The sequence below is a fragment of the Hymenobacter chitinivorans DSM 11115 genome (assembly GCF_002797555.1).
Classification (GTDB): Bacteria; Bacteroidota; Bacteroidia; order Cytophagales; family Hymenobacteraceae; genus Hymenobacter; species Hymenobacter chitinivorans.
This window is the reverse complement of record NZ_PGFA01000001.1, coordinates 2,527,412-2,553,448: the sequence shown is the minus strand read 5'-3', so window position 1 is coordinate 2,553,448 and position 26,037 is coordinate 2,527,412. Positions and strand designations below refer to the sequence as shown.

Sequence of the window (26,037 nt, the reverse complement as noted above, 5' to 3'; positions counted from 1 at the left end):
ATTTGAATTTCCTCATTCGAAGTAAGCATGAATTCACATAGTTGCTGGAAGATGAAAGCCGCGTCCATAGCAGCAGAAAGATTGTCGCAGAAGTAGAACCCGTTGGCTTCCACGTTTACGAATACTGGAGGCCACACTTTAGGGCTATTTGGTGAGGCCGAGGCTGCTTCTGGGTTCAGGATAGAAAGACCCATTAGGGAGGCTCCGTGTTGCTCCACACGAAAACGGCGCTGCACGAACTGCAGCGCCGCTTCGGGGTTAAAATTCGGGCCGCTAAGCCGAAGTTCTCGGCCCATTACATCGTGTACTTGCGGCCCTTGTTCTGCTCTTTGAGGTAGGCCATCAGGGGCTGGAAGTAGTCGACCATGGCGCGGGCCGAGAGGTCTTCGCCGGTTTTCTCCTTCAGCACGGCCCGCCAGTCTTTGCTGGCGCCGGGGCGCATGATGTCGGCCAGGAACGTGCCCACTTCCTTGCTGCCGTAGTAGTTGGTGGCGTGCGGGTCCTGCTTGAGGATTTTCTTGGCAATATGGTCGTGGAGCTGGAACAGGATGACGTACGACAGGGCGTAGTCGTAATACTGGGCCGGGTCGTCGTTGATGTGAGTCTTGGTGGCCGGGTCGAGGAAGTTTTCCCCCCGCGTGGTGGGGGGCACGATGCCCTGGTACTTTTTCACCAGCTCCCACCACTTGGCGTTGAGCTGGTCGGCGGGCAGATTGTCGGCGTAGAAGCTGTTTTCCCACTCGCTCATCACGCCCGAGGAGAAGGGAATGAAGGTCACGTAGTTCAGCGCTTCCTTGAGCAGGGTCTGGGTCTGGTCGGTCTTGGCTTTGGCGTCCTGCAAACCCAGGCCCACCAAAAACGGCTTCTGGGTGGCGGCCAGGCCCATCAGGCTGCCCATGGCCTCGTGGTAGGCACGGTTGGCCCCGGCCCGCAGCAGCACCGGCACCTCGGGGTTGGAGTAGGTGAGGTAGTAATAGATGTGGCCCAGCTCGTGGTGGGTGGTTTCGTACCACTCGGTGTTGGGCTCCACGCTCATCAGGCTCCGCACGTCGTTGTTGAGGTCCATGTGCCAGGCCGAGGCGTGGTTGTTCTTCTTATAGGTGGCGTTTTTGGGCAGCGGGTACAGGCTGCTTTTCTCCCAGAACACCGGCGGCAGCGCCTGAAAGCCCAGGCTCTGGTAAAACCGCTCAGCCTGCTTCACCTGCCACTCCGCGCCCTTTTTGGCCAGCGTGGCGTCCAGATTCACCCCTTTCACGTCAACCATGGCACTCCAGTCCTGGCCCCAGCGGTTGGGCAGCCAGGAGGCGGGCAGGTAGTCGGGCACCTGCTTCTGCCCATACTTTTTGGCCAGCTCGTAGCGGGCGTAGGTGTGCAATTCGCGGTATAAGGGCCGCAGCTCCTCGTTGATTTTGCGCACCAGCTGCATCATTTCCTCCCGGCTCATGCCGTAGTCGGAGGCCTGGTAAGTGAAGTAGTCGGGGTAGCCCAGGGCCTGCACGGTCTGGTTGCGCAGGCCGCGCAAATTCAGCAGGCCGTCCTTGAGCGTGGGGCCAATGGCCTTGCTGGCTTCCCAGATGGCCTGCCGCTTTTTGGGGTCCTTTTCCTGGCGCAGCAGCTCGTCCAGGTCGTTGGTCGTCACCGACTTGCCGTTGTACTTATACTCAAAGCCGTAGAGCTTTTCGGTCTGCTGGGTTTCGGCCTTGATGCGGCGCTTCACCACGTCGGCAATGGTCTGGGGCGAGTTGGCCGCGTTATAGAGCGCCGTTTGCAGCTGCTTGACCTGGATTTCGGTGAGCTGGTCCTTGTGCTCCAACAGCTGGCGCAAGTCGGCAATGTTCTGGCTGCCGCCGGTGAAGGCCGCCATGGCCTCGTTGGCCCGGGCCGTAGCGGCCGAGTTGGTGGTGTCGCCGGGCACAATGCGGGTGTTAGAGCGCCACTCGGCCTCCGAGGACTGGGAGTAGAGCTGCTGGTAGCGCTGGGAGTAGTTGACCAGGAACTCATCGGCCTGCCGGCCCCAGTCGACCGGGGCGGGTGGGGTAGAGGCTTGCGTGGGAGCCGCCTCGGCGGGCGGGGCAGTGGCAGTAGCCGTTTTGGCCGTGGGCGCACAGGCCCAGAGGGCCGAGCCCAGCGTAGCCAGGGCCAGGCCCGAAATCAGTGGTTTTTTCATGGGAAGGAGCGAAGGAGCCAAGCAGAAGTGCAAGCCGGGCCGGGCCCGAAAATAACGACTGTTAGCCGATTTCCCGCTGCTGGTCCGTGCAGGGGGAGGCCGTACCCGTCTTCCGGCTAAGAGCCGTACTCCATGGCCGAGGCCCGCCCGATACTTTGAAGTCTAAACGAGCCAGCGGCTACCAGTTTCCGAGCCGTTGATCGGCGCTTTGGTGGAGCCCTTAGGCCGTCCTTCTTCACCCGGAAGTCAGGGGCCGTCGAGCTTGGAGCAAAAAAAGACAAAAAAATTTGCCTGTTTTTAGACTTTTCCCAAAAAAGGAAGAGCCGAAAAGAACCGTTGAAGCGAAGGGTGGTAAAATGTGGACCAGGGCTTATTTATGATATAACATAGGATAATTCTCATTTTGGGAGACTCTTCTAAAAATGAGAAACATAGTTTTAATTGCCAATTATATGCTTAATAAGTTCAAATATCGTGCTATTAGGAATGGGCTTATGATTGTTGGCTTAATCATTTTAATTGTATTTTAATCATATGTTGATTTAAATTTGTAATGCGCTAAACCAGTGCGAAGCGCCGCATCTGAGTTGTTGACGAATACCACTTTTCTATGAAGAAAAATTTACGCTTATGGGTTGTGCTAGGCCTGCTACTGGCTCCCGGACTGGCTTCCGGAGTATGGGCGCAGTGCACCAGCACTACTACGCTGGCCTTCTCGGGGCAGCCGGGGGGAGACAACTGGAAAGCCCGGACTCCCATTGCTGTACCGGCTGGTACGACGCTGACCACGGTGGGCACGACCGGCTATTCGTCGGGGGCCACGGGGACCAATGCGGTACTCGATATCCAGACGCTCAACGGCAGCAACCGGACCCTGTACTGGTACAATGCCTACGCCGGCACCACTACCGCCAGTGAGCGAAGCTCCACCGTCACGTTCACCTTCAACCACGCCGTTACCAACCCAACTATCCAGCTGCAGGATGTTGACGCGGCGACGGGCTTCACGGACGAGGTAACGTTTACGGGTAGCAACAACGGCGTGCCGGTAACGCCCACGCTCACCCGGCCGGCCGGCAGCAGCGTGGTCATCAGCGGTAGCGTGGCCACTGGTTTCGGCAACGTAACTACCAACCCGGGCGGCACCGTAACGGCCAGCTACACCGGCAGCGTAACTTCCATCACGCTGGTCTATAAGAACGTGGCCGGCGGCACGCCCGGCGGGCAGGCCGTGGGCATCGACCAGCTTACCTGGTGCCGCAGCACGCCCGTCGCCGCCGACGTGGTAAACGCCGCCACCCTGGCCAGCACGGCCGGCCAGACCGATATTGACGGGCTCCAGGCCGCGGCCGAGGGCACTATCGACAGCTACACCATTACCCAGCTGCCCCCGGCCAACCAGGGCGTGCTGTACTACAACAGCGGGACGCTGTTTGCCAACTACGTGCCCGTAACCGCGGGCCAGAGCCTCTCGCCGGCCCGGGCCGCCAGCCTGCGCTTCGACCCGGCCGCCTCGTTTGCGGGCGGCAACGTGGTGTTTCGCTACTCGGCTACCGACAACGCCAGCCTGACCTCGGCCCCGGCCACGTTTACCATTCCCATTCAGGCAGTGGCCGCCCCGGTGGGCTGCGCCCCCTCTTACTTGGACGGCAACACCTACAGCGGCCTGACGGCGGAGTACTATAACGGGTATTTCAACGACGTGCTGACATTTTTTGACGGCCGCACGCCCAACCTGCGCCGCATCGATGCGCAGGTGGATTTCCCGACGACCAGCAGCTTTGGCAATCTGGTGGCGGCCGGCGCGGCCAGCGGCACCGCCGCCGACCCCAATGCCTTTAGCGCCCGGTACCGGGGCAGCATCTACATTCCTACCACCGGCAACTACACCTTTTACCTGAACTCCGACGACGCTTCCTACCTGTGGTTGGATGCCGCCGCCATAGCGGCCACGCCCACGGCCGCCTCGGCCACCATCAACCACGGCGGGCTGCACACCGAGTCGGAAAAAGCCAGCGCCACCGTTACGCTCTCGGCCGGCCTGCACCACGTGCTCCTGATGTACGGTGATAATTCCGTGGACAACATCCTGACGTTCTCCTACGCCGGCCCCGGCATCTCGAAGCGGGTGGTGCCCGGCACGGTGCTGTGCGCGGGCCCCGGCAACCTGCCGCCCGTGGCCAACAACGTTACTTCGCCGCTGACGACGGTGGGCTACAGCCTGGCCCCGCTCAGCGGTACCGATGCCGATGGCTCGGTTGTAAGCTTTCTGGTCAATCAGCTGCCGGCCAACGGGACGCTGAAAGTAAACGGCGTGGCCGTTTCGACCACCACCCGGATTCCGGCGGCCGATGCGGGCAAGCTCACCTTTGAGCCCAACGCGGGCTACATCGGCACCACGACCTTCACCTACTACGCCATCGACAACGCCGACCAGCTCTCGAATGCGGCGGCGACCTACACGGTGCAGGTGGTAAACCGGCCCCCGGTGGTGGCCAATGACTCGCGCGACGTGCCGCTGAACACGGCCGTGAACGGCAACGTGGCCCTGAACGACTACGACCAGGAACAGAACGTGTTTACGGTGGCCCTGCGCACGGCCGCCGCCCACGGCACCGTGGTGCTCAACGCCAACGGCACTTACACCTACACGCCCGCCACGGGCTACACCGGCCCCGACAGCTTCACCTACACCGCCTGCGACAACGCCTCACCCTCGCTCTGCTCCAGCAACGCTACCGTGAGCCTGCGGGTGTTCAGCACCAGCACGGCCTGCACCTCGGCCTCGGGCTCCAACCTGCTGACCAACCCCGCGTTTAGCGCCGGTAATACCGGTTTTTCGACCAACTACCGCTACGTGGCCTCGACTTTCGTGGCCAACGACTTCAACTCCGGCCTCTACCCGGAGGGCACCTACACCGTGGGCGCCAACGCCAACAGCTACCACCCCAACTTCCAGGGCACGGGCCACGGCGGCACCAACGACAACTACCTGCTCGTGAACGGCGCCTCGTCGATCCGGACGCTCTACTCGCAGACCGTGACGGTGCAGCCCAACCGCTACTACACCTTCTCGGCTTTCTTCAACAACCTGCTGCCCCCGAACAGCAACTCGGCTGTGCCGGAGCTGGGCTTCGTCATCAACGGCGAATCGGTGTCGGGCACCATTCAGCTGAATGAGTCGCCGGACCAGTGGGTGCAGTTTTCCGACGTGTGGTTTTCGGGTAGTAACACGACGGCCACCTTTGAAATCCGCAACGTGAGCACCGTGCAGGGCGGCAACGACCTGGGCGTAGACGACGTGTACTTCGGCTCGTGCAACGTGGCCCCGACGGCCATGGCCGATGCCGCCAGCATCATGACCGGCACCACGGCCACCATCAGCGTGCTGACCAACGACCTGGACCCGGAAAATTCCTTCAACCTGGCTTCCGTTGACCTGAACCCGGGCCTCGACGGCCGCCAGACTTCCGTGACGCTGTCCAGTGGCACGTTCTCGGTGGATGCCAGCGGGGTGGTAAGCTTCGTACCCGTAGCGGGTTTTGTGGGCACAGCTACGGCGCCCTACACCGTGCAGGACGCCGCCGGCGCGCCCACCAACCAGGCCAACATTGTGGTGACCGTGCAGCCGCTGACCGCCGACCTGGTGGTGCGCCTGACGGCCCCGGCCGACAACGCTACCGTAACGGCGGGCCAGCCCGTGACCTTTACCATGCAGGTGCTCAACAACGGCCCGGCCGCGGCCGGCTCGGTGGCTCCCACGGTGCAATTGCCCGCCGGCCTCACCGGCCCCGGCACCAACGGCACGCTGACGTTCAGCAACGGCGGCAGCTACAACAGCGCTACGGGCCTGGTTTCCTTCCCCATTACGACCAGCCAGGCCAGCGGCACGACTACTGCCTACAGCGTCACCTTCCTGGCGCCGGCGACGGGGCCGTTCATCGGCTCGGCCAGCGCCACGGCGGCTACGCCCGACCTGAACACTGCTACCAACGGGGCTACGGCCACGGTGCAGGTTGCCCCGGCATTTGACCTGACGACGACCCTAAGCGCCCCAACTACCGTGGGCACCGGTACGCCGCTTACCTATACCGTGGTAACGAAAAACGCCGGTCCGTCTTTGGCCACCGGCGTCATCCAAACCCTGAGCCTGCCCGGCGACCTGACCCAGCTTTTCGTTTCCAACAAAGGCACCTACGCCTACAACGCCGGCTCCAACACCACGGTCGTTACGTTCCCGCCCCTGGAGTACCTGCCCGCCGGCCACAGCGTGACCAACACCGTGCGCCTGGCGGCTCCCGCCACGGCGGGTAGCTTCGCGGCTACGGCCACCGTCGTCGGCAGCGGCGAAACCGTGCTGGGCAACAACTCGGCTTCGACTTCTACTACGGTTAGTGCCACTTCCGGTCTGGCAGCCAACGTGCACGCCGCCGTAGCCGCCACCAGCGGTGGTTTGCCCGTGACCCATGTGGCTCCCGGCGCCCCACTGCTGCTGACCGCGCAGGTAAGCAACGCCGGCGCCGGCACGGCTACGGCCGTAACCCCGCGGCTGAGTCTGCCCGCCGGCCTGACGCCTACCAGCCTGACTATCAACGCGGGTGGAGCCTACGACGCGGTGACGGGCGTAGTTAGCTGGCCCGCCACGAGCCTGACCAGCGGCGCGGCGCAAAGCTACACGGTGCAGCTGCCGACTCCGGCCTACGGTCCGCTGCGGGCCAGCGTCAGCGCCAGCACCCTCACCGCCGACCCCGTGCCGGCCGACAACGGCGCCACGACCCTGGTGACCATCAGCCCCGCGGCCGACGTGCTGACGACCATCGTGGGACCCGCCACGGTAACGGCCGGCCAGCGCGTGACTTATACTGTAACGACCGTCAACAACGGCGCGGTGGCGGCTTCGAACGTGCAGCAGTTTGTGCGCCTGCCCCCGGCCGTTGCCAACCTGACCTATACCAGCAACGTGCTGGCCGGCACGACCGGCAGCCCCGACGTGCAGCCCAACCAGACCCTGCTGGCTTACCCGACCATTCCGAGCCTGGCCCCGGGACAAATCCTGACGAATACCATTTCGTTTGATGCTCCGGCCACGGCTTCGTTCCCGGTCATGGGCTTTGTAACCAGCACCACGCCCGACCTGCAAACGGCCAACAACACGAATGCCGTGCTGGTAACCGGCAGCCGCGCGGCGGATGTCGTGGCAACCATAGCCGGGCCGGAGGTCGTCGTGAACGGTACGCCGGTGGTGCTGAGCGTGCGGACGCTCAACAACGGCCTGTCTCCCGCCGCCAGTGTCACGACCACCGTGCAGCTGCCCGTGGGTCTGAGCAACGTGGTAGCCCGCGACGCGGCCGGCAACATTGTGGCCAGTGCCTACAATGCTACCACGGGCCTCGTGACCTGGCCGGCCCAGGCTGAAGTAGCGGTAGGTGCGGCCGGTGCCGTTACCAACACCATTACTTTCAACGCCCCCGATGTAGCGGCCGTGACGGCCACGGCCGTGGCTTCCGTGACGGGCTCGACCAACGACCTGAGCCGGACCAACAACGCGGCCACGTTTACCACGAGCATTCTGCGGGCCACGGCCACGGCCGAGGACCTGGGCACGGCTATCAGCGCCAGCACCAGCACCCAAACGGCGGGGCAGACGGTGACCTTTACGGTAACTACTACCAACTACAGCTCGGCGGCGGCTACCAACGTGGTGCAGCGCGTGGCCCTGCCGGTGGGTTTGTCGGCGGCCAGCTTCTCGATTTCCAACGACGGCGTGTACGACCCCGCCACGGGCATCGTCACCTTCCCGGCGGTGGCCTCCCTGGCCAGCGGCGTGGCCAACCAGCAAAACAACACCATCACGGTCATCGTGCCCGGGGTGGGTCCGCTGACGGCGGTGGCCAGCGTAAGCTCGGTGAACAGCGACGGTGCGCCGGGCAACAACGTGGCCTCGACCAGCGTGGCCATTACTTCCCTGACCAACGTGCGGGCCATCGTGCGCGGCCCCAGCCCCACGACCTCGGTGCTGACGGGCTCGGTACTGCCCGGGCAGCCGGTAACTTACCTGGTGCGGGCCCTGAACGACGGTCCTTCCCCGGCCCAGGGTGTGACGATGACGGTGCAGATTCCCACGAATCTGGACCCGAGCAAGGTGGTTATTTCGGGTGGGGGCACGTATGCTCCCGGCTCGGGCCTGGTTACTTTCCCGGCCATTGGCACGCTGCTGGCGGGCCAGGAAGCCTCGGCCGCGGCAGCGTATACCATTACGTTCCCGGCCCCGGCGGGCAGCCCCTCGTTCTGGGTAACGGGCACCGCTACCACCAGCACCGCGCAAGTCACCACCAGCGACGATTCGCAGACCTACACCACGAACCTGGCCAACCAGGTGGTGGTTGCCAACGCCCTGGTGAATAGTCTGACGGCCCCCGACGGCAACACGGCCACCACGGCCCAAGCCATTTCGCCGCTCAGCGCTACCGATGCCGACGGCTCGGTAACCAGCTTCGTGCTGACTTCCCTGCCCAACACCACCACGGAAGGCACCCTGTTTTACGCCGCTGATGGTGTGAACTACGCCCCCGTAACGCTGACCAACGGCCGCTTTCCCCTGGCCGCCTCCACGGCCGGCAACCTGCGCTTCGACCCCGTGACCAGCTTCGTGGGCAATGCCTTCTTCACCTACGCCGCCATCGACAACAGTGGCGCCGAATCGGCAGCGGTGCTCTACACCCTGCCCGTGGGCCTCGACAACGCGGCGGTGTACACGGCCGGGCCGGTGCTGGGCGGTACCGTGGCGTATCAGAATGGCGACGTCATCACCAGCGGCTTCGATGCCAACGGCGGCAAGTACAGCTTCAGTGCCACCACCAACCTGACCACCGTGGCCGACGTCGGTATTCGCCTGGCAACTACGGACGCGGCCGGCACCCAGCAGCTCAACACGCTGGGCCTGGCCCTGAATGCTGCCACCGGCCAGATTACGGTGAGCAACCGGCAGCTGCTACGGAGCGGAACGTATTCCATTACCATCACGACCACCGATGAATTTGGTGGTACCAATACTCAGGCTGTACCCTTCACCATCGGCGGAGCCCCGCTGCCGGTAGAGCTGGTGGCCTTCACGGCCGAAACTGCCAAGGTGAATGCGGTGCTGACGTGGAAGACGGCTGCGGAGAAAAACAACGACTTCTTCCTGGTGGAGCGCAGCCTGAACGGCAGTGTTTTCGAAGCAATTGGCAAAGTACAGGGCCACGGCACCAGCACCCAGGGCTACACCTACAGCTTCACCGATGCCGGTATTGGCGCCAAGGTGAGCGGCACGGTGTACTACCGCCTGCGCCAGGTCGACCGGGACGGCACGGCCGACTACTCGCCGGTGCGCACCGTGCGCTTCCAGGGCAATATCGTTGCCAGCCTGAGCGTGTATCCTAACCCGGTGAAAGCCCAGGACCGCACTACCACCCTGGACCTGACCACCCTGCCCCAGGGCGCCTACCAGGCGACGGTGCTGGATGTTACCGGCCGGGTAGTGGCCCGCTATTCCGTGCTGGGCGGCTCGGCCTTGGCCATGCCGGTGGCGGAACTGCAGGCGGGTACCTACCTCGTGCTGGTACGCGGCAACGGCCAGCAGTTCTCGCAACGCCTAATCAAGGAATAAGCGGGCTGTTACCTGCGAAAAAGGGCTCTTCCGCGAGGAAGAGCCCTTTTTGCTTTTAGCAGCCGGAGTGGTTTCCGCCACCAGTGGGTAGGGCGTGGGCCTTAGCTGCCGTTGCGCCGACCGGCCCGGCTGGGCTAGGCGGCCTGGGCTTCCTGCTGCAACAAATGACAGTCCTTGTACTTCTTGCCGCTGCCGCAGGGGCAGGGGTCGTTGCGGCCGAACTTCCGCTTGGAGCGCAGGGTTTTGAGCCACTCGCGCGGGTCGACGGCGAAGCGCAGGAAGCGTTTCTTGGGGTTTTGGCGCAGGGCCCGGCTCAGCAGCTGGTAGAGTTCGGGGTGGTGTTCCTGCAGCTTTTCGGGCTTCTCGAAGAAGTACTCCGTCACGACGGCGAAAAACTCGGCTTCGTTGGTGCCGCCGTAGGAGTTGATTTCCGACTTACCCTCCCGGATGGCCTCGATTTCGCGCTCCATCACCTCGGCCCAGGGCTTGAGCAGCTCGGGCGGCAAGGCCAGCTTGGGCACCCCGTCGATGACGCCGTCGGCCTCGTCGAGCATGTGGGCAAACTCGTGGATGCCCACGTTCTGCTTGTCCAGGCCGTCCTTGAAGCCCTGTTCCAGCGAGGCTTTCGACAGGTGCATGTAGTGCTGGTTCTGGAAATTACGCACCGAGCCCAGCAGCTGCCCCTGCAGCGGAGCTACTTCCTGGTCCGGGTCACGGGCCTCGCGCCAGGAGTCGGGCACGATGAGCACCTCGCCCAGGTTGCCGTACTCCCAGTCGCGGAAGCCGAAGATGGGAATGATGGCCGAAGCCGCCACCAGCACCCGCGTCACGTCATCGACCTCGGTTTGCAGACCGGTAATGCGGGTTTGGGCTAGAAACACCTGCACTTCCCGCTCGAAGCGCTTCTTCTCATCAACGGTGAGCGAGAGGTAAAACGCCACGCGGGTAGCCAGAATCTGCCGCCACTCGTCGGGAAACTCGGCGGCCAGGGCGGCAGCTTTCACGCGGGCGTCGCGGGTAACGTAGCGGTAAAACAGGAAGACAATCCCGGCCAGCACGGCCAGGTACACAACGTAATTCATGGCCGGCTAAACGCGGGAAAAACCTTTTGGTTATAGCATCCCGCTACAGATGCGGCAGGTGTTCCCGCAGCCGCTCGCGCAGCAGCTCCACCAGCAGTGGGGCTAGGAACTGAAACTTGTCGGGAATGCGCAGGTTCACAACCGGTTTGCCGGCCAGCGCCGCCCCAAACTTGTCGCGCAGAATATCGGCGTGGCGACGCTCCATTACGAATACCACATCGGCCCAGCCCAGGTGCCCGACCTGCACCCGCACCCGGGCGCCCGGCTCAGTGCCGGCTGAGCGGGCCTCGTAGTGCGGGTGCGCGTCGAAGAGCCGCTCGGCCGTGAGGCTGCGCCAGCGGTTCTGGCTGCAAATGAAGAGCAGTTGGCGGGGTTCAGCCAGTTTAATGCTCTCTTTACTCAACGACCGAAACCCGAATCTTGCGGCCCTTAATCTTGGCACCCGTTACGCGGTTGGCGACTTCCTGGGCCTGGTCGCGGGGCACGGCCACGTAGCTGTAGTGGTCGAATACCTCGATGTGGCCGACGGCGTCACGCTCCAGGCCGCCGTGGGCTACGAAGGTACCCACCAAGTCGTGGGCACTGACTTTGTCGCGGCGGCCGGCCGAGACGTGCAGCGTGGTGCTGGTGGGGCGGGGGGCCTTGGGCGCGGCGGGCGGCAGCTTGGGCGCGTGCATATCCTGCCACTTGATGGTTTCGGCTACCGGCCACTTCTGCACGTGCTTCTGCTCGTGGGGCGTGGTCAGGATGTGGGCTACGCCCTCGGCGCCGGCGCGGGCCGTGCGGCCGGCCCGGTGCTGGAAAGAGTCGGCCTTGTCGGGCGCGTCGTACTGGATAACCGTGTCGAGGGCCGTCACGTCGAGGCCGCGGGCGGCTACGTCGGTGGCCACTACCACCTGGCTGGAGCCGTTGCGCAGCTTCATCAGGGCTTTGTCGCGCTCGGGCTGGGGCATTTTGCCGTGCAGCACTTCGGCCGCCACACCCCGGCCCTGCAGGAAGCGGGCCAGCTCGGTGCACTTCTCGCGGGTGTTGCAGAAGATCAGGGCGCGGCCGGTTTCGGGCTGGTGCAACAGGTGGAGCAACGCGGCGGGCTTCTTCTCAATCGGACCCACGTGGCCGCGCAGCGTCAGGTTTTCGGGCAGCGAGGCCTCATCTTCGCCGGCATTCACGACCCGGGGCCGGGTCAGGTTCTTGCGAATCAGATCCAGCACCTTGTCCGACATCGTGGCCGAGAACAGCAGCGTCTGGCGGCGGCGGGGCAGGCGCTTGATGATTTCGACCAGCTCATCCTGGAAGCCCAGCTCCAGAAGCTTGTCGGCCTCGTCCAAGATCAGAACTTTGAGCTGGTTGGGAATGATGGTGCGGCGCTCGAAGTGGTCGAGCAAACGGCCGGGCGTGGCCACCACAATGTGGGGGGCCTGCTTCAGGGAAGCCGTTTCGTCGCGGAAGGCGTGGCCGCCATAGAAGGCCGCCACCCGCAGGTTGGGCGTGTATTTGCCGAGTTTCTTGAGGGCGTCGCGCACCTGCAGGGCCAGTTCCCGGGCCGGTACCAGCACAATGATCTGCACCGCATCGAGCTTGATATCCACCTGATGCAGGATGGACAAGCCGTAGGCGGCCGTTTTGCCCGAGCCGGTAGGGGCCTGCCCCACCACGTCCTGCCCGGCCAGGGCCATCGGAATTACCTGCTCCTGAACGGGCGTAGGAACGGTGAAATTCAGCTCTTCCAGAGCTTGGATCAAAGACGGCGCGAGGCCAAGGTCGGCAAAAGAGGGCATGCGAAACGGTATAGTATAAAAGCAAAGGTACGGCGGATTTCGGCGGCAGCCACGGGGCAGGGTTTAGACAGCAAGCAAGCAGTCCGGGGAAGCAAGTCTGGCGACTTGCCCCGTGGGGCGGCGAGAAATCATGCCCGGCTGCGTCGCGCGTAAGACTTCCGCCAGCTTATTACTTCACCAACTCACTCATTCACTAAGTCACCGCCTCACCAGCTGCCGGAGGCGCCGCGGTGCCGGGGCTCATCGGGCAAATCGACGAGGCGGTAGCGCACGGCGTGCTTTTTGGGCCGGATGTCCATGCCCACGTAGTGCGCGTAAACTTTGGTGAAGCAGGCCCCGAAGTAGAAAATCATGGCCGAGTAAAACACGAACAGCAGCACGAGCACGATACTGGAGGCGTGGCCGTAAATCGGGCCCAGGTTGCGGGGCACCAGCAGGTGGCCCAGGGCAAACTCGCCCAGGTCGATGAGCACGGCCGTCAGCACGGCCCCGCGCAGCACGGCCTTCCAGGGCACTTTGGCGTTGCTCAGGTTGCGGAACGTGACACCAAACCAGACGGCCAGAATCAGCAAGGACACGAACTGGTTGAGCACCTGAATTAGATAGTAGCCGAAGGTAGCGTCGAAGCCGCGGATATAGTCGGCGAAAAAGGCCAGCAGCGCGTCGCTCAGAAAGGCCACCAACGAAAGCAGGCCCGTGGTCAGGAGCAAACCCAGGGAGCGGCTGCGCTCCTTGAGCATCTTGCGGAAGCGGCCCGTGGCGCGGTTGGGCCGCACCTGCCAGAGCTGGTTGAGCGAGTTCTGAATGACCACAAACAGCGTGGTCGAAATAAAGAGCAGAAAGCCGAAACCCAGCCAGGTGAGCAGGCGGCTGCGCTCCACGTTGGTCACGTTCAGCAGAATCTGTTCCACCAGCTCGGCCGCCGAGGTGCCCAGGGCCGCCGAGAGCTTGCGCAGCAGCAGCTGACGGATGCCCGTGGCGGAATACACCGAGCCCAGGAGCTGAATGAGGATAATCAGGATGGGCGGCAGGGCAAACGTGGTAAAAAAGGCGGTGGCCGCGCCCAGCCGCAGCGGGTCGTTGAGGGCAAATTCCTTGGCCGCCCGCTTCAATAGCAGAAAGAAATCTGTCCAGACTTTTCGGCGGGGCTGGCCCGGCTGGCGTACCTTTGTCATCGGCTTCACGTACGAACTTCGGGGTAAAGCCGTTTGGTGCGAACAACGAAGGTAAGGTGCCGGCGTCGTACTGTCCAGTCTCTTTTTTTACCGATGCCTGAGTTTTCTTCCGCTCCATCCGTGCTGCCGGCCACGCCGCCCCCGCGCCCCGACAGTTGGTGGCGCCGCCGGGTGGTAGAGCCGTTGCGCAACATTCTCAAGCAGGGCCTGACCCCGCCCCAGCTGGCCCTGACGGTGGCCCTGGCCGTGCCGCTGGGCCTGGTGCCAATCCTGGGCATCACTACCGTGGTAGCCACCTTCGCCGCCGTGCGCCTGCGCCTGAACGTGGCCGCCACCCTGATTGTAAGTCACCTGATGAGCCCTTTGCAGCTGCTGGTGCTGATTCCGCTGCTGCGCTTCGGGGCCCGGCTGCTCGGCAACGGCCAGGGCCCGGAGCTCAGCCTCGACCAGCTCCGCCACCTCTTCGCCACCGACTGGGGCAGCGCCTTGTCGTTGCTGTGGCGGGCCGGGGCGGGGGCAGTGCTGCTCTGGGCGGTGCTGTCGGTGCCGGTGGGCGTGCTGCTCTACTTTGGCCTGCGGCCGGTGTTCCGGCGGCTGCTGGCCCGGCAGGCCGCCCCGGCGGCGTAGCGTGGCGGCCGGCCCCAGCTAAGCGGCGGCCCTTGCTTTCGTGCAATTTCAAAGCCTGGCTAGCACTTATCAGTGCAGAAACTTTCCGAAAAGCTACAGCGCTACCCCGAACTGAGCGTAGGAGAAAAATACGAAAGGCCACCCCGGGAACCGGGGTGGCCTTTCGCTTGATTAAGCTGAGCAGGAATCGTTCGGCTGAACGACTACGCCCCAGCACGCTTGTACACGGGCACGGCCTGCAGGAAGTACTGGTTGAGCGGCTCCTCCGACGCTTTGTCGAGCACCATTACGTCGACCAGGTCGTCTGGCTTGAGGTTGCCCTGCACTACGGGACCCATTTCCTCCAGGAAGGCCGGGTCGTTGTCGTCGGTGTAGAAGGCCAGCAGCAGGCGGGGGGGAGTGGCTTCGTCCTGGAAGCGCACCAGGGCCACGTGGGCCGTTTCAATCTGGGGCTTACTCTGGGCAAAACCGCGCAGGGCCTCAATCAGGGGCGCGTGGTCTTCGGTTACGGGGCCCAGCGTCACTTGCATGTTGCCGGGGGCCGCCTGGGCCAGGTTGCTGTTGAGCAGCTCGGCAATTTCGTTGGCCGGCAGCATCTTGCCCACCGTCGAGAAGGGGTTCAGGGCGCAGTCGGCTCCTTGCACCATCTGGAAGAAGTCGAGGCCGCGCAGGCGCATGAAGGGCAGGGATTCTTCATCCGTGCCGCCTTCAAAAATGCGCTCCTTGGAGGTGAATACCGGAATTTTGCCGTCGTTGAGCACCTGCAGCTGAATTTCCATGCCTTCCACCGGCGTCACTTCGCCCATCGGCTCGCCTTCCTTGGGGATGGTCACCACGAAGACTTCCTCGTTGAGCAAGGCCTGGTAGAAGCCGGGGCGGAATTCGGGCATGGTAGCGGCGTTGAAGAGCAGTTGCTCCAGCACGTTGACGGGCTCGAAGTGGGGCATGCTGGGCAGCTCCGGAATCGGCATCTGCGGGGCAGGCATCGGGGGAATCGGGGCCGGCGCTGCGGGCGTGGGCGAGGTATAGCTGGCGCCTTTGTAGCGCGGACCCTCGGGAGCGGGGTTATCGGCGGGGGCGGACGAAGCGGCGCCGGGGGTGGCGGGAGCCGGGGAAGCGGGCGGCGTCTGGGGCGCCGGCTTGTTGGATTTCAGAAAGTCGAAGAGACCCATAGGACGTAGTGGATTGGATACGCAAGCTAAGGAGGTTTGCGGAAGAATGCCGCCAAAAATGCTCCTAGCTATGACTTTTATGGTAGCAATTTGGTTCCCAGCGGGTTCAGTCGGGGCCTAGCGCCCGTCGCTGGCCCCGCAGCCCCGCAGCTGCTCCGAAACCTCCCGAATCGTGAAAATCTCGCCCTTATTGCCCCAGGAAGTCTGCACGAAGTTCAGAATGTTGGTAATCTGGGAGTCGGTCAGGTGCGTATCGGCGGCGGGCATCACCTGGTTGAACTCCACCCCGTTGACCACGAGCGGCCCGTTCAGCCCCTTGCGTACGAGGCAAGCCAGGCCGCTACGGTTTTTGACCAGATAGTCGGCCCCGGCCAGGGGCGGAATCAGGCGCTTGAGGCCCTCGCCCTGGCTGCCGTGGCAGTTCGAGCAGTGGGTGGCGTAGAGCGTGGCACCTTCGTTTTGCCGGTTGGAAAAGCAGCTCATCACGCTGGCCCCACTGGCCAGGACAGCCAGGACGCGCACCATCAAAATGGGCTGCCGCACGCGCTTCATTACTGGGCTTTTTTCGTCTTGGCAGCCTCCTCTTGTAGCAGCACGGGCAAGTCCTTGATGAGCTGATCGACTTTCTCTTTCACCATGCCGTCGTAGACGCCCCGGATGTGGCGGTCGGAATCGACCAGGGCGAAGGCACCGCTGTGGGCGTAGCCGCCCGCCACAGTACTGTTTTTCTCAACTGCCGCGAAATAGCGCGGGGCCAGCCGAAAAATCGTGTCGTGGGGGGCGGTGGCGAAGTGCCAGCGGCTGGCGTCCTGAATGCCCAGGCGCTGGGCGTAGTCGCGCAGCACGGGGATGGAGTCGTGGGCCGGATCGATGGTGTGGGACAGAAACACTACCCGTGGATTGTCCTTAAACTGCTCGTACACGCGCAGCATCTCGCTCTGCATCTTGGGGCAGATGCTGGGGCAGGTGGCAAAGAAGAAGTCGGCCACGTAGACCTTGCCGGCAAAGGTCTGGTTGGTAATGGTCTTACCGTCCTGGTCGGTGAGTGTGAAGCTGGGAATGGAAGCGAAGATGGTATCGGCCGGGCCGCCGTCGGCGCGGGGGCGCACGTCCCGCTCCCCGTAGTAGGGCAGGGTTTGGGCCGTGTCAGGTTTATCGGAGCAGGAAGAAAGAGCCAGGGCGCCGCCTACGGTGAGCAAAGCAACCTGGCAAATGCGGCGAAACGAGAAGGAAATCATTGAGCGGAAGGATTAGCGGCGGGAGTAGCCAGCTGTAAAACCAGCTTGGCCGAGTCAAGGTTCTGGCGCATGAGCCGGCCCACGGAATCTATTTTGAGCTGCTGGGCGGCAAAGTAGCGCAGCTTGGCCGGGGCCGCTACGGTGTCGGCGGGCTTACGGTACTGGTGCATCCAGCCCATCATGGCCGCGTCGGCCCGCAGCAGGTTGCGGCGCTGCCGGCCGGCCAGCGTGGTGTCGGGCCCGGGAGCCTTTTGGAGCTGCTGGCGCAGGTCGTAGAGCTGGCCCATCTGGGCCATAAGGGTATCGTGGCTGGCCAGCACGGCTTTTTCGGCAGCCTCAACTTGCTGCTGCTCAGTGGGGCCGGTGCTGCAGGCAGCTACCAGGGCTGCGCAGCCCACGGCCAGCAGCAGGGAAGGACGGAAAGTAAGCACGCGGCAAAGGTAAGGCACGCGGCCCGGACTAGGATGGTGGGGGTTGGGCAGGGTTTTGGGCCGAGGTTGTTTACCCTGTCATTGTTCCATTTGTCATCCTGAGCGCAACGAAGTGTAGCGAAGGAGCTTCCTCGCCTCAGTGACAAACTTTGTACAACGTACGAAAGCCCTTTGCTACCGGTGAGTACGGGGGCGCCTTGGTATCAGGCTTGGTGGGGTAGGTGAGGAAGGTCCTTCGCCAAGGCTCAGGATCACAGGCGGAAGAAGATTACCATTGCCCGCGAGATGTCTCGCGGGGCTCGACATGACGTTCTTTTAAACCAGGACTATTTACCGCAGCGGGGCCGTCGTCAGCGGGGTGACGGGCGTTTCGCGCGGCACCCGGCCCTGGAAGTGGGGCATGGACACGTTGGGCAGGCGGGGCAGCACGTAGCGGGCAAAGTAGTCGGCCTCGCCGAGCAGGGGGTAGCCCGAGAAGATAAAGGCCCGGAAACCCATGTCCATGTAGCGGTTGAGTTTCTCCACAATCTGGTCGGGGTTGCCCACCAACGCCCCGCCGGCCCCGGAGCGGGCCTTGCCGATGTCGGTCCACAGCAACGGTTCCACGAAGCCTTCCATGTCGGCGTGCTCGCGCAGCTGGTTCTGGCGGTGCACGCCCAAGGACCACGAATCCTGGGCCCGGCTCTTGATTTCGGCCCCTTTCACGGGGTCAAACTTGGACATGAGCTTTTGGGCATAGGCCCGGGCCTCGTCCTCGGTTTCGCGCACGATGACGTGAATGCGCAGGCCGAAGTCGATTTGCCGGCCGTGGGCGGCGGCCCTCGCGCTGAGGTCCTGCATCGTGTCGTAGAGCATTTCCTCGGTTTCGGGCCACATCAAAAACATGTCGCAGTACTGGGCGCACACCGCCCGGGCGCCTTCCGATGTGCCGCCGAAGTACAGCAATGGGCCGCCGTTCTGCTGGTAGGGCTTGGCCGGGTCCGAGGGCATGTCGAACTGGTACAGCTCGCCCTTGTGCACGATGCGCTCCTGGGTCCAGGCCTGGCGCAGGATTTCGATAGTTTCGGCGCAGCGCTGGTAGCGCAGCTCGGGCACCTCGCGCAGGCCGGGCAAATCGGAGTTGATGATATTGATGGTCAGGCGGCCTTCCAGCATGTGGTCGAGCGAGGCCAGGGCCCGGGCCAGCATGGGCGGGTGAATTTCCCCGGTCCGGATGGCGGTGAGCAGGTTGATGCGCGAGGTCTGGGGCGCAATGCCGGCGGCAAAGGTCATGACGTCCTGGCCCACCGTGTAGGAAGTCGGCAGCAGGATGTTGGAGTAGCCCAGCTCCTCGGACCGCAGCACGATGTCGCGGCAGTGGGCCCAGGAGCTGCGGTAAGCCCCGTCGAGCACGCTCAAATACTGGGTGTCGCCGCCGCAGAGGTCGTCAAACCAGGAAATTTCGGCCACCCGCTGCGGGGTGCGGATGGCAACGGAGGAAATGGGAGTGGAAAGCATTGGCAGGAATCAGGCCCGGCAAAGCCGGATAAGGACAGGAGGAGAGTTAACCGCGTAGCGGGGCTACAAACGGCGGGGCGCGGCCGGGCGGCGCCAGCTATACAGCACGTACAAGACCAAGCCCGCCACGGCGACCAGGGCCACGTCGCGGGCCTCATTCGCCGCGCTGTTCGACAGCAGCCACAGGCACAAGGCCACGCACAAAGCCGCTACTACCGCGCCGCCCCACACCCGAAACGGCGCGGGCCGCTCGGGGTAGCGGCGCCGCAGCACCGGCAAGGCGGCGCAGGTCAAAGCAAAGTAAGACAGGCGAATAATCGTGCTCAGCGTCAGGGCGTAGATAAAGGTGCCGGAAATAGCCAGGGCCAGCTTCAGCACCGCCGACACCAGAATAGCCACGTAAGGCGTGCGGAAGCGTAGGTGCGTGGCGCCGAAAAAGGCCGGAATCTGACCCTGCTCGGCCAGGGCAAACAGCAGGCGGGGCCCCGTGAGCATCAGGGCGTTGAGCGTGCCCAGGGCCGTGAGCATGGCCGCCGCCGCCACGAAAGCGGCCCCGACGGGGCCCAGAAACTGCTGGGTGGCGCTGGCCAGGGGCCGCTCGGCCGAGGCCAAATCGGGCAGCGTGCCGATGCAGACCACCTGGACCAGCAGAAACAGCACGGCCACGGTGGCAATGGCCGTGAACAAGGCAAAAGGCACGTTGCGCTGGGGCTGCTGGATTTCGGCGGCCGGAATAGCGGCGACGTCGAAGCCCGAGAAGGTGAAAATCAGCAGCAGCACGGCGCTGGAAAAGCCGGTGTAGGAGGGGGCCACGGCAAAGGAAAATGCCCGCCAATCGACGAACAACAACCCGACCACCGTGAACAGCACCAGCAGCAGGACCTTGCTGACGGTAAACACGTTATTGGCCCGTGAAGCCCGCCGCACGCCCACTAGGTTCAGCAGGGTCAGGGCCGTAATTAAGGCGGCCATCAGCCCCGCCCGGCCCACACCCGCGCCCACGGCGGGCCAGAAGTAAGCGGCGTAGTCCACGAACAGGTTGCAGAGGGCCGCGAAGCTGGCCAGGCGCGACACCCACAGGAGCCAGCCCACCTCAAACCCAACCAGGGGCCCGAAGGCTTCCCGGGCGTAGAGGTAGGGCCCGCCGGCCCCGCTGAAGCGGCTGCTGACCTCGGCAAAGCAGAGAATAATCAGCGTCACAATGGCCGCGGCAGCTCCGTAAGCCACCAGGCTGTAGGCGCCGACCAGGGCGTAAATCTTGGCCGGCAAACCCAGGATACCGGCCCCGATGGTGATGTTAATGATGAGGGCCACGAAATCCCAGCGGCGGATGCCGCGCACCAGGTCGGGCCGTGGGGCGGCGACGGAAGCAGAAGTCATGCAAAAAGCGAAAAGCAATGGAAAACGGGCGGCGCACACGGCCCCCACGACGCGGAAGTCAGGTAGTTGCGGGGCAACAACAACAGCGGTTTTCGAATGGCTTTACGGGGTGCATGCGGGTAGAAAAGCAGGAATTCCGGTGGCCTGAGTACCCATTTTTTCGGGCAAGCCGCGAAGCCGGGCAGGGGCAAATATAGACTGCGCGGCCCGTAGTGCAAGTTTTTTGGTGGGCTAAGCTTCGCCGTAGCAACTCCGGATGTTACCCGGCTGAAAAATAATATTTGCGTTTCTGAATTTCGCCGCTTTACCTTTGGAGCACCAATTCTTGAGTCCATCAAAGGATTGTTTTTATACAGAGGCGTGGAGAGACAGGCTCTATGAAACGCCGACAACCCCCGGAACATCCGGAACGGTGCCAAGTCCTGACCATATAAAAACAACAACGCCGTGAAAGCCTTCACCAGCTCCCTCGCCTTCCTCGCACCCCGCGCCGCCCAGCTCACGGGCTGTTGTGGCATGCTGTGTTGCGCGGTCTGTATGCCCGCGCCGGGCTTGAGCTGCTAAGGATCAGGTACTTCCTTTCTTCCTTCTTGTTTGCTCCCGTAGTCGGCTGACCTAGCACGTTGGCTTGCTGCACCCTTTCCGCAAGGCTGCTTGTGCGCCTTGCGGGCCAGGTCCACGCCGTTTTCGAGCGGTTTCGGGGCCCGGCTGCCAGATTTATCCTTCTGGCCAATCCAATTTTTCTTCTCATCATCCTATTTCAGCGGCTGCAAGCACCTGAATTAGCCCGACTGTGCACGAGTTGGGACCGGGAGGGAAGAACCCTGTTTTTGCGACACTCACGCCCCCGTTCGGCTTCGCTTGCAGCGTTGCGCTGGGCAAATTCCGGCCTTTAGGGTCGTCGAGTTTGGCTGCGCAACCTACTGGTAGCTTGGTGCAAACGCGTCCGGAGTAGCTGAAAACAGGCAGGATTGGCCGAGAGCACTAGAGCATTTTGCTCTTCAAAACCGCCATTTTCCTATGAAATCCTTTACTCTTCTGGCGGTGCCAGCCGCTATTGTGTGCCTCCAGGCCAGCCCGAGCCTGGCGCAGTCGGCCGCGGCGCAAACCGTCACCGGCACCGTTACCGACGCCACCGACCGCAGCCCCTTGCCCGGCGTCACGGTCGTAGTGAAAGGCACCACCGTTGGCGCCTCCACCGACCCGAGCGGGCAGTTCACGCTGAGCTTGTCGGCGGGCAGCAGTACGCTGGTGGTCAGCGCGGTGGGCTACGAAACCCAGACCGTGAATGCCACGGGCGGGGCGGTGCGCATTGCCCTGAAAGCCGACGTCAAACAGCTATCCGAAGTGGTGGTGACGGGCTATAGCGAGCAGAACCGCAAAACCCTGACCAGCGCCATTAGCTCGGTGAAAGGCGACGCGCTGAAGGACATTCCCGCCGCCAGCCCCGACCAGCTGTTGCAGGGCAAAGCACCCGGCGTGCAGGTGTCGGCCAACTCCGGGGTGCCGGGCGGGGGCATTTTCATCCGCATCCGCGGGAGCAACTCGGTGAATGCCAGCAACGACCCGCTCTACGTCGTCGACGGCGTGTTTATCAACAACACCAACCTGATTGCCACCGGCTTGGGCAACCAGGTGTCGTCGAACCCGCTGGCCGATTTGAATCCCCAGGATATTGAGAGCATCGAAATCCTCAAGGACGCCAACGCCACGGCCATTTACGGCTCCCGCGGGGCCAACGGCGTGGTGCTCATTACGACCAAGCGCGGCAAGGCCGGTGACAAAACCCGCATCACCTTCAATACTTACCACGGCTGGTCGAAGGCCGCCAAGCAGTACGATTTGGTAACCGGCCCCGAGCTGGCCCAGCTGGAAAATGAGCGGTTTTTGAACGACGGCGGCAACCCGGCGCAATTACCCTACCGCTCGGTGGCGTCCGGCGGGCGAGGCTTGCCCGAGGAGCAGCCCACTTTCGACCGACTTTCCGACGTGTTTCGCACGGCCCAGACCCAGAGCTACGAGCTGTCGGCGGCCGGGGGCTCGGACAAAACCCAGTTCTACATCGGGGCGGGCTATTTTCAGCAGGAATCCATTGCCCGGCCTAGTGCTTTCGACCGGTTTTCGCTGCGCGTCAACCTGGACAACTCCGTCACGGACAAGCTGCGCATCGGGACCAGCACGGCCCTGGCCCGCACCCACCGCAACGTGAGCAGCAACGACAACAACCCGGTGGGCGTCATCAACTCGGCCCTGTTTCCGCGCACGAATTTGCCGGTGTATAATCCCGACGGCTCCTACGCCAAGTACGGCTCCTTCGACAACCACCAGGCCCTGATTGACCAGCTGAACAACGACGCAGTGGGCACGCGCGTCATTTCCAACGTGTATGGCGAGTACCATTTCCTCAAAAACCTGACGTTACGCAGCAGTTGGAGCATCGACTTCAACGACATGTACGAAAACAACTTCAACAACACGCTCATCCTGGCCGGTCAGCCCCGGGGCACGGCTTCGTCCTACCTCTCCCGCGACATAACGTTGCTCAACGAGCAGACCCTGAACTATAACGTCGAGCTGGGTGAAAACCACTCGTTGCAGGCTTTGGTGGGCAATACCCTGCAGCGCAACACCTTCCAGCGCACCAGCCTGCTGGGCCAGCAGTTTCCCGGCAACGATTTGACCACCATTGCCTCGGCCGCTACGCAGACGGGTTCTTCATCCCGCTCCCAGGCCGGGCTGGTGTCGTTTTTCGGTAAGGCCACCTACTCCTATAAGAGCCGCTACACCGCCGACGTGAGCGTGCGGGCCGACGCCTCGTCGCGCTTCGGGCGCGACAACCGCTGGGGCTATTTCCCGGCCGTAGGGCTGGGCTGGCGCCTGGGCGAGGAAAGCTTCATCCAGAGCCTCAACGTGTTTCAGGAGCTCAAGCTGCGGGCCAGCGTGGGCAAAACCGGCAACCAGGCCGGCATCAGCGACTTTGCCGCCCTGGGTTTGGTGCAGGGCGGGGCCAACTACCTCGACTTGCCCGGCACGGCCCCGCTGCAACTGGCTAACCCCAACCTGAGCTGGGAAAGCACCCGGCAGTGGAACGTGGGCCTCGACGCGGCCGTGCTCGACAACCGCCTGCAGCTGGAGCTGAATTACTACGACAAGTACACCTCGGGCCTGCTGCTGAACGTGCCGGTGCCGCGCAAAACCGGCTTTGCCTCGGTAGTCGAAAACTACGGGGCCGTCAGCAACAAGGGCTTTGAGGCCCAGGCCACGGTGAACTGGCTGGCTAAAGGCCCGCTGCAGTGGAGCACGACGGTAAACCTGGCCCGCAACGTGAACAAGATTCAGAAGCTGGCCGCGCCCATTACCACCGGCTCCCGCGACATTTTCCGCCTCGAGGAAGGCGCTCCGCTCTACTCGTTCTGGCTCTACCACCAAACCGGCGTCAACCCCGAAAGCGGCGACGCCCAGTACGAGGACGTGAACGGCGACGGCCAACTCACCGTGGCCGACCGGCAGCTGGTGGGCAATGCCTGGCCCAACTACTTCGGCGGCCTCACCAACTCGGTGACCTATAAAGGAGTGGACTTTGGCTTCTCGCTCAACTTCGAGCAGGGGGCCAAAATCATGAACATGAACCGCTTCTTCCTCGTGCACGGCGGCACCCAGAGCAACATCGGCTACCTGCGCGAGCAGCTCGACCGGTGGCAGCACCCCGGCGACCAGACCGACATTCCGCGCCTGACCACCAACGCAGCCAGCAACAACTACGGTGGGGTGGTGCAAAACCTGAGCGACCGGTACCTCGAAGACGGCTCCTTTCTGCGCCTGCGCACCCTCACCCTGGGCTACACCATCCCGAAGGAAACCCTGGCCAAAGCCCGCCTGAACTCGGTGCGCATCTACGTGCAGGCCGCTAACCTCTTCACCCTCACGCCCTACTCCGGCCTCGACCCCGAGGTCAACTCCCAGAGCGGGGTGAGCAATACCAAAAACTTCGACTGGGCCACCGTGCCCCAGCCCCGCACCTTCCAGGTGGGCGTCACGGTCGGGTTGTAGAAGAGCAAAAAGCCGTCATGCTTCATCTGGCGGCTGCCGGTCGAAACACTTCTACCGCTTCGACTGCACTCCCACTTCCTCTGTCATGCTTCATCTGGGCGGACGCCAGATGAAGCATGACAGACCAAACAACCTCAGCCCGCGAGTTGTCTCGCCTTGCTCGACATGACCGGCGGAATAAAATCAAAATAGACTTCCATGAAATCCACGATACACCACCTGTTTTTCGCGGCCCTGCTCGGTGCTACCACGCTCAGCATCACGGCCTGCGATGATTTGCTCGAGCCCACGCCGGTGCAGCAGCTCGCCGACGACAAGGCCATTACCGACGCCGGCAGTGCCCGCTCGGCCACCATTGGCGTCTACGACCGGGTGCAGGCGTACTACCAGCTCAACTGGCCCGTACTGGGCTTTCTGCCCGGCGACAATGTGCGCTTCAACGGCACGCTCAACCAGTTTCTGCAAATCGACCAAAACCAGCTCAGCGCCGACAACGTGCTGATTACCGAGGCCTGGACCCAGATGTACCAGGCCGTGAACGGGGCCAACAACGTGCTGGCCGCCCTGCCCGGCATCAACGACCCGCTGCTGCCGGCGGCCGAGAAAAACCAGCTGCTCGGCGAGGCCTACTTCCTGCGGGCCCTGGTGTACTTCGATTTGGGCCGGGGCTGGGGCGGAGTGCCATTGGTACTCACGCCGACGCGCAGCAAGGAAAACGGCGCCGGCCTGCGCCGCAGCACCCTGGCCCAGACCTACGACCAGGTATTGGCCGACCTGACCCAGGCCGAAAGCCTGCTACCCGAAACCGCCACCCGCAACCGGGCCGTGAAAGCCGCCGCCCGGGCTCTGCGGGCCCGCCTGCACCTCTACCGCCAGCAGTGGAGCGAGGCCGAAGCCTACGCCACCCAGGTTATCGGCAGCAGCAACTACCGCCTCGTGACGCCCTACCGCGCCATTTCCACCGCTCCGTTTCTAAGCCAGGAGTCCGTGTTTGAGTTGACCTTCAGCAACTCCGACGCCAACAGCATGTGGAACAACTGGTTCCCGAGTGCCCTGGGCGGGCAGTTCAACTTCCAGCCCGTGCCGGCCGCCATTACGTTGCTCAACGACCCGGCCACCGGCGGCAGCCGCTCGGCCCTGCTGGCTTCCACGACCATCAACGGCAGCAGCGTGACCTACGGCAACCTCTACAGCCGCTCGGCCCAGCGCGACGACCCGAGCTACGTGCTGCGCCTGGCCGAGCAGTACCTCATCCGGGCCGAAGCCCGTGCCAAGCAAAACAAGCTCACCGACGCCCTGGCCGACCTCAACGCCGTGCGCAACCGCGCCGGAGTAGAGCCCAGCAAAGCCGCCACCGCTGAAGCTCTGCTGTTGGCCATCGAAAACGAGCGGCGCGTCGAATTCGCCTTCGAAGCCGACCGGTGGTTTGACCTGGTGCGCACCGGCCGCGCCGGCACCGTGCTCGGCGTCACGGACCAGCGCCGCTGGCTGTTCCCCATTCCTTTCAACGACTTAGTGGCCGACCGTAGCCTGGAGCAGAATCCGGGGTATTAAGGTCCGAGCGGCTCCCTTTAGAACGTCCTGTCGAGCCCTAGCGAGACATCTCGCGTGCTGACGTTGCCAAGGTATATGTCATCCTGAGCTTGGCGAAGGACCTTATAGCAGTTGAACGACTTGTTCTAGCGTGGTAAGGTCCTTCGCCAAGCTCAGGATGACAGACGCCAAATCACATCTGCCCGCCAGATGTCGCGCTAGGGCTGCTTGACACGACCGTCGACTACGTATCGAAATA

15 protein-coding genes and 1 riboswitch are annotated in these 26,037 nt (G+C 63.3%); of the genes, 4 read left to right on the top strand and 11 right to left on the bottom strand.

Annotated features, from left to right (window positions below; translation table 11 throughout):
* Positions 1-295: 295 nt before the first annotated feature.
* Complete coding sequence (locus CLV45_RS10795; protein WP_100336362.1) at positions 296-2,167, bottom strand: M2 family metallopeptidase; 1,872 nt, start codon at positions 2,165-2,167, stop codon at positions 296-298.
* Between the two features lie 610 nt (positions 2,168-2,777).
* On the opposite strand from CLV45_RS10795, the gene CLV45_RS10790 reads away from it, so the two are divergent.
* Positions 2,778-9,815, top strand: coding sequence for an Ig-like domain-containing protein (locus tag CLV45_RS10790; protein WP_100336361.1), 7,038 nt, complete (start codon positions 2,778-2,780; stop codon positions 9,813-9,815).
* 134 nt (positions 9,816-9,949) lie between these two features.
* Here the strand turns inward: CLV45_RS10790 and CLV45_RS10785 are convergent, their stop codons facing one another.
* The 4 genes from CLV45_RS10785 to CLV45_RS10770 form a co-directional block, all read right to left on the bottom strand.
* Positions 9,950-10,897, bottom strand: coding sequence for a M90 family metallopeptidase (locus tag CLV45_RS10785; RefSeq protein WP_100336360.1), 948 nt, complete (start codon positions 10,895-10,897; stop codon positions 9,950-9,952).
* 43 nt (positions 10,898-10,940) lie between these two features.
* A complete protein-coding gene (locus CLV45_RS10780; RefSeq protein ID WP_100336359.1) occupies positions 10,941-11,300 on the bottom strand; it encodes a low molecular weight protein tyrosine phosphatase family protein in 360 nt (119 codons plus the stop codon).
* Positions 11,293-12,675 carry a DEAD/DEAH box helicase gene (locus CLV45_RS10775; protein WP_100336358.1) on the bottom strand — a complete coding sequence of 461 codons (1,383 nt, stop codon included), beginning with the start codon at positions 12,673-12,675 and terminating at the stop codon, positions 11,293-11,295. The genes CLV45_RS10780 and CLV45_RS10775 overlap by 8 nt, the downstream gene beginning before the upstream one ends.
* Positions 12,676-12,881: 206 nt before the next feature.
* Positions 12,882-13,850, bottom strand: coding sequence for a YihY/virulence factor BrkB family protein (locus CLV45_RS10770; protein WP_100336357.1), 969 nt, complete (start codon positions 13,848-13,850; stop codon positions 12,882-12,884).
* Between the two features lie 93 nt (positions 13,851-13,943).
* Here CLV45_RS10770 and CLV45_RS10765 point away from each other — a divergent pair, with 93 nt between their 5' ends.
* Positions 13,944-14,477 carry a DUF2062 domain-containing protein gene (locus tag CLV45_RS10765; RefSeq protein WP_100336356.1) on the top strand — a complete coding sequence of 178 codons (534 nt, stop codon included), beginning with the start codon at positions 13,944-13,946 and terminating at the stop codon, positions 14,475-14,477.
* 203 nt (positions 14,478-14,680) lie between these two features.
* Here the strand turns inward: CLV45_RS10765 and CLV45_RS10760 are convergent, their stop codons facing one another.
* The 6 genes from CLV45_RS10760 to CLV45_RS10735 all read right to left on the bottom strand — a co-directional run bounded on the left by CLV45_RS10760 (position 14,681) and on the right by CLV45_RS10735 (position 20,195).
* The gene (locus CLV45_RS10760) at positions 14,681-15,649 is read right to left on the bottom strand and encodes an enhanced serine sensitivity protein SseB C-terminal domain-containing protein (RefSeq protein ID WP_100336355.1); all 969 of its coding nucleotides are present in this window, start codon (positions 15,647-15,649) and stop codon (positions 14,681-14,683) included.
* A 117-nt stretch (positions 15,650-15,766) separates the two neighbouring features.
* Positions 15,767-16,201 carry a c-type cytochrome gene (locus CLV45_RS10755; RefSeq protein WP_245882829.1) on the bottom strand — a complete coding sequence of 145 codons (435 nt, stop codon included), beginning with the start codon at positions 16,199-16,201 and terminating at the stop codon, positions 15,767-15,769.
* On the bottom strand, positions 16,201-16,887 hold the full coding sequence (locus tag CLV45_RS10750) for an SCO family protein (RefSeq protein WP_100336354.1): 687 nt from the start codon (positions 16,885-16,887) through the stop codon (positions 16,201-16,203). Before CLV45_RS10750 ends, CLV45_RS10755 begins: the two co-directional genes overlap by 1 nt.
* Positions 16,884-17,318 carry a hypothetical protein gene (locus CLV45_RS10745; protein ID WP_100336353.1) on the bottom strand — a complete coding sequence of 145 codons (435 nt, stop codon included), beginning with the start codon at positions 17,316-17,318 and terminating at the stop codon, positions 16,884-16,886. The genes CLV45_RS10750 and CLV45_RS10745 overlap by 4 nt, the downstream gene beginning before the upstream one ends.
* 330 nt (positions 17,319-17,648) lie before the next feature.
* Positions 17,649-18,815, bottom strand: a complete 1,167-nt coding sequence (locus CLV45_RS10740; RefSeq protein ID WP_100336352.1) for an LLM class flavin-dependent oxidoreductase — start codon at positions 18,813-18,815, stop codon at positions 17,649-17,651.
* Between the two features lie 63 nt (positions 18,816-18,878).
* Positions 18,879-20,195 carry an APC family permease gene (locus CLV45_RS10735; RefSeq protein ID WP_100336351.1) on the bottom strand — a complete coding sequence of 439 codons (1,317 nt, stop codon included), beginning with the start codon at positions 20,193-20,195 and terminating at the stop codon, positions 18,879-18,881.
* A 345-nt stretch (positions 20,196-20,540) separates the two neighbouring features.
* Positions 20,541-20,632: riboswitch (SAM riboswitch) on the top strand.
* Between the two features lie 583 nt (positions 20,633-21,215).
* On the opposite strand from CLV45_RS10735, the gene CLV45_RS10730 reads away from it, so the two are divergent.
* Positions 21,216-24,245: a SusC/RagA family TonB-linked outer membrane protein gene (locus tag CLV45_RS10730; protein WP_100336350.1), complete on the top strand. Its 3,030-nt coding sequence runs from the start codon at positions 21,216-21,218 to the stop codon at positions 24,243-24,245.
* Between the two features lie 198 nt (positions 24,246-24,443).
* Positions 24,444-25,799 carry a RagB/SusD family nutrient uptake outer membrane protein gene (locus CLV45_RS10725; protein ID WP_100336349.1) on the top strand — a complete coding sequence of 452 codons (1,356 nt, stop codon included), beginning with the start codon at positions 24,444-24,446 and terminating at the stop codon, positions 25,797-25,799.
* Positions 25,800-26,037 lie beyond the last annotated feature (238 nt).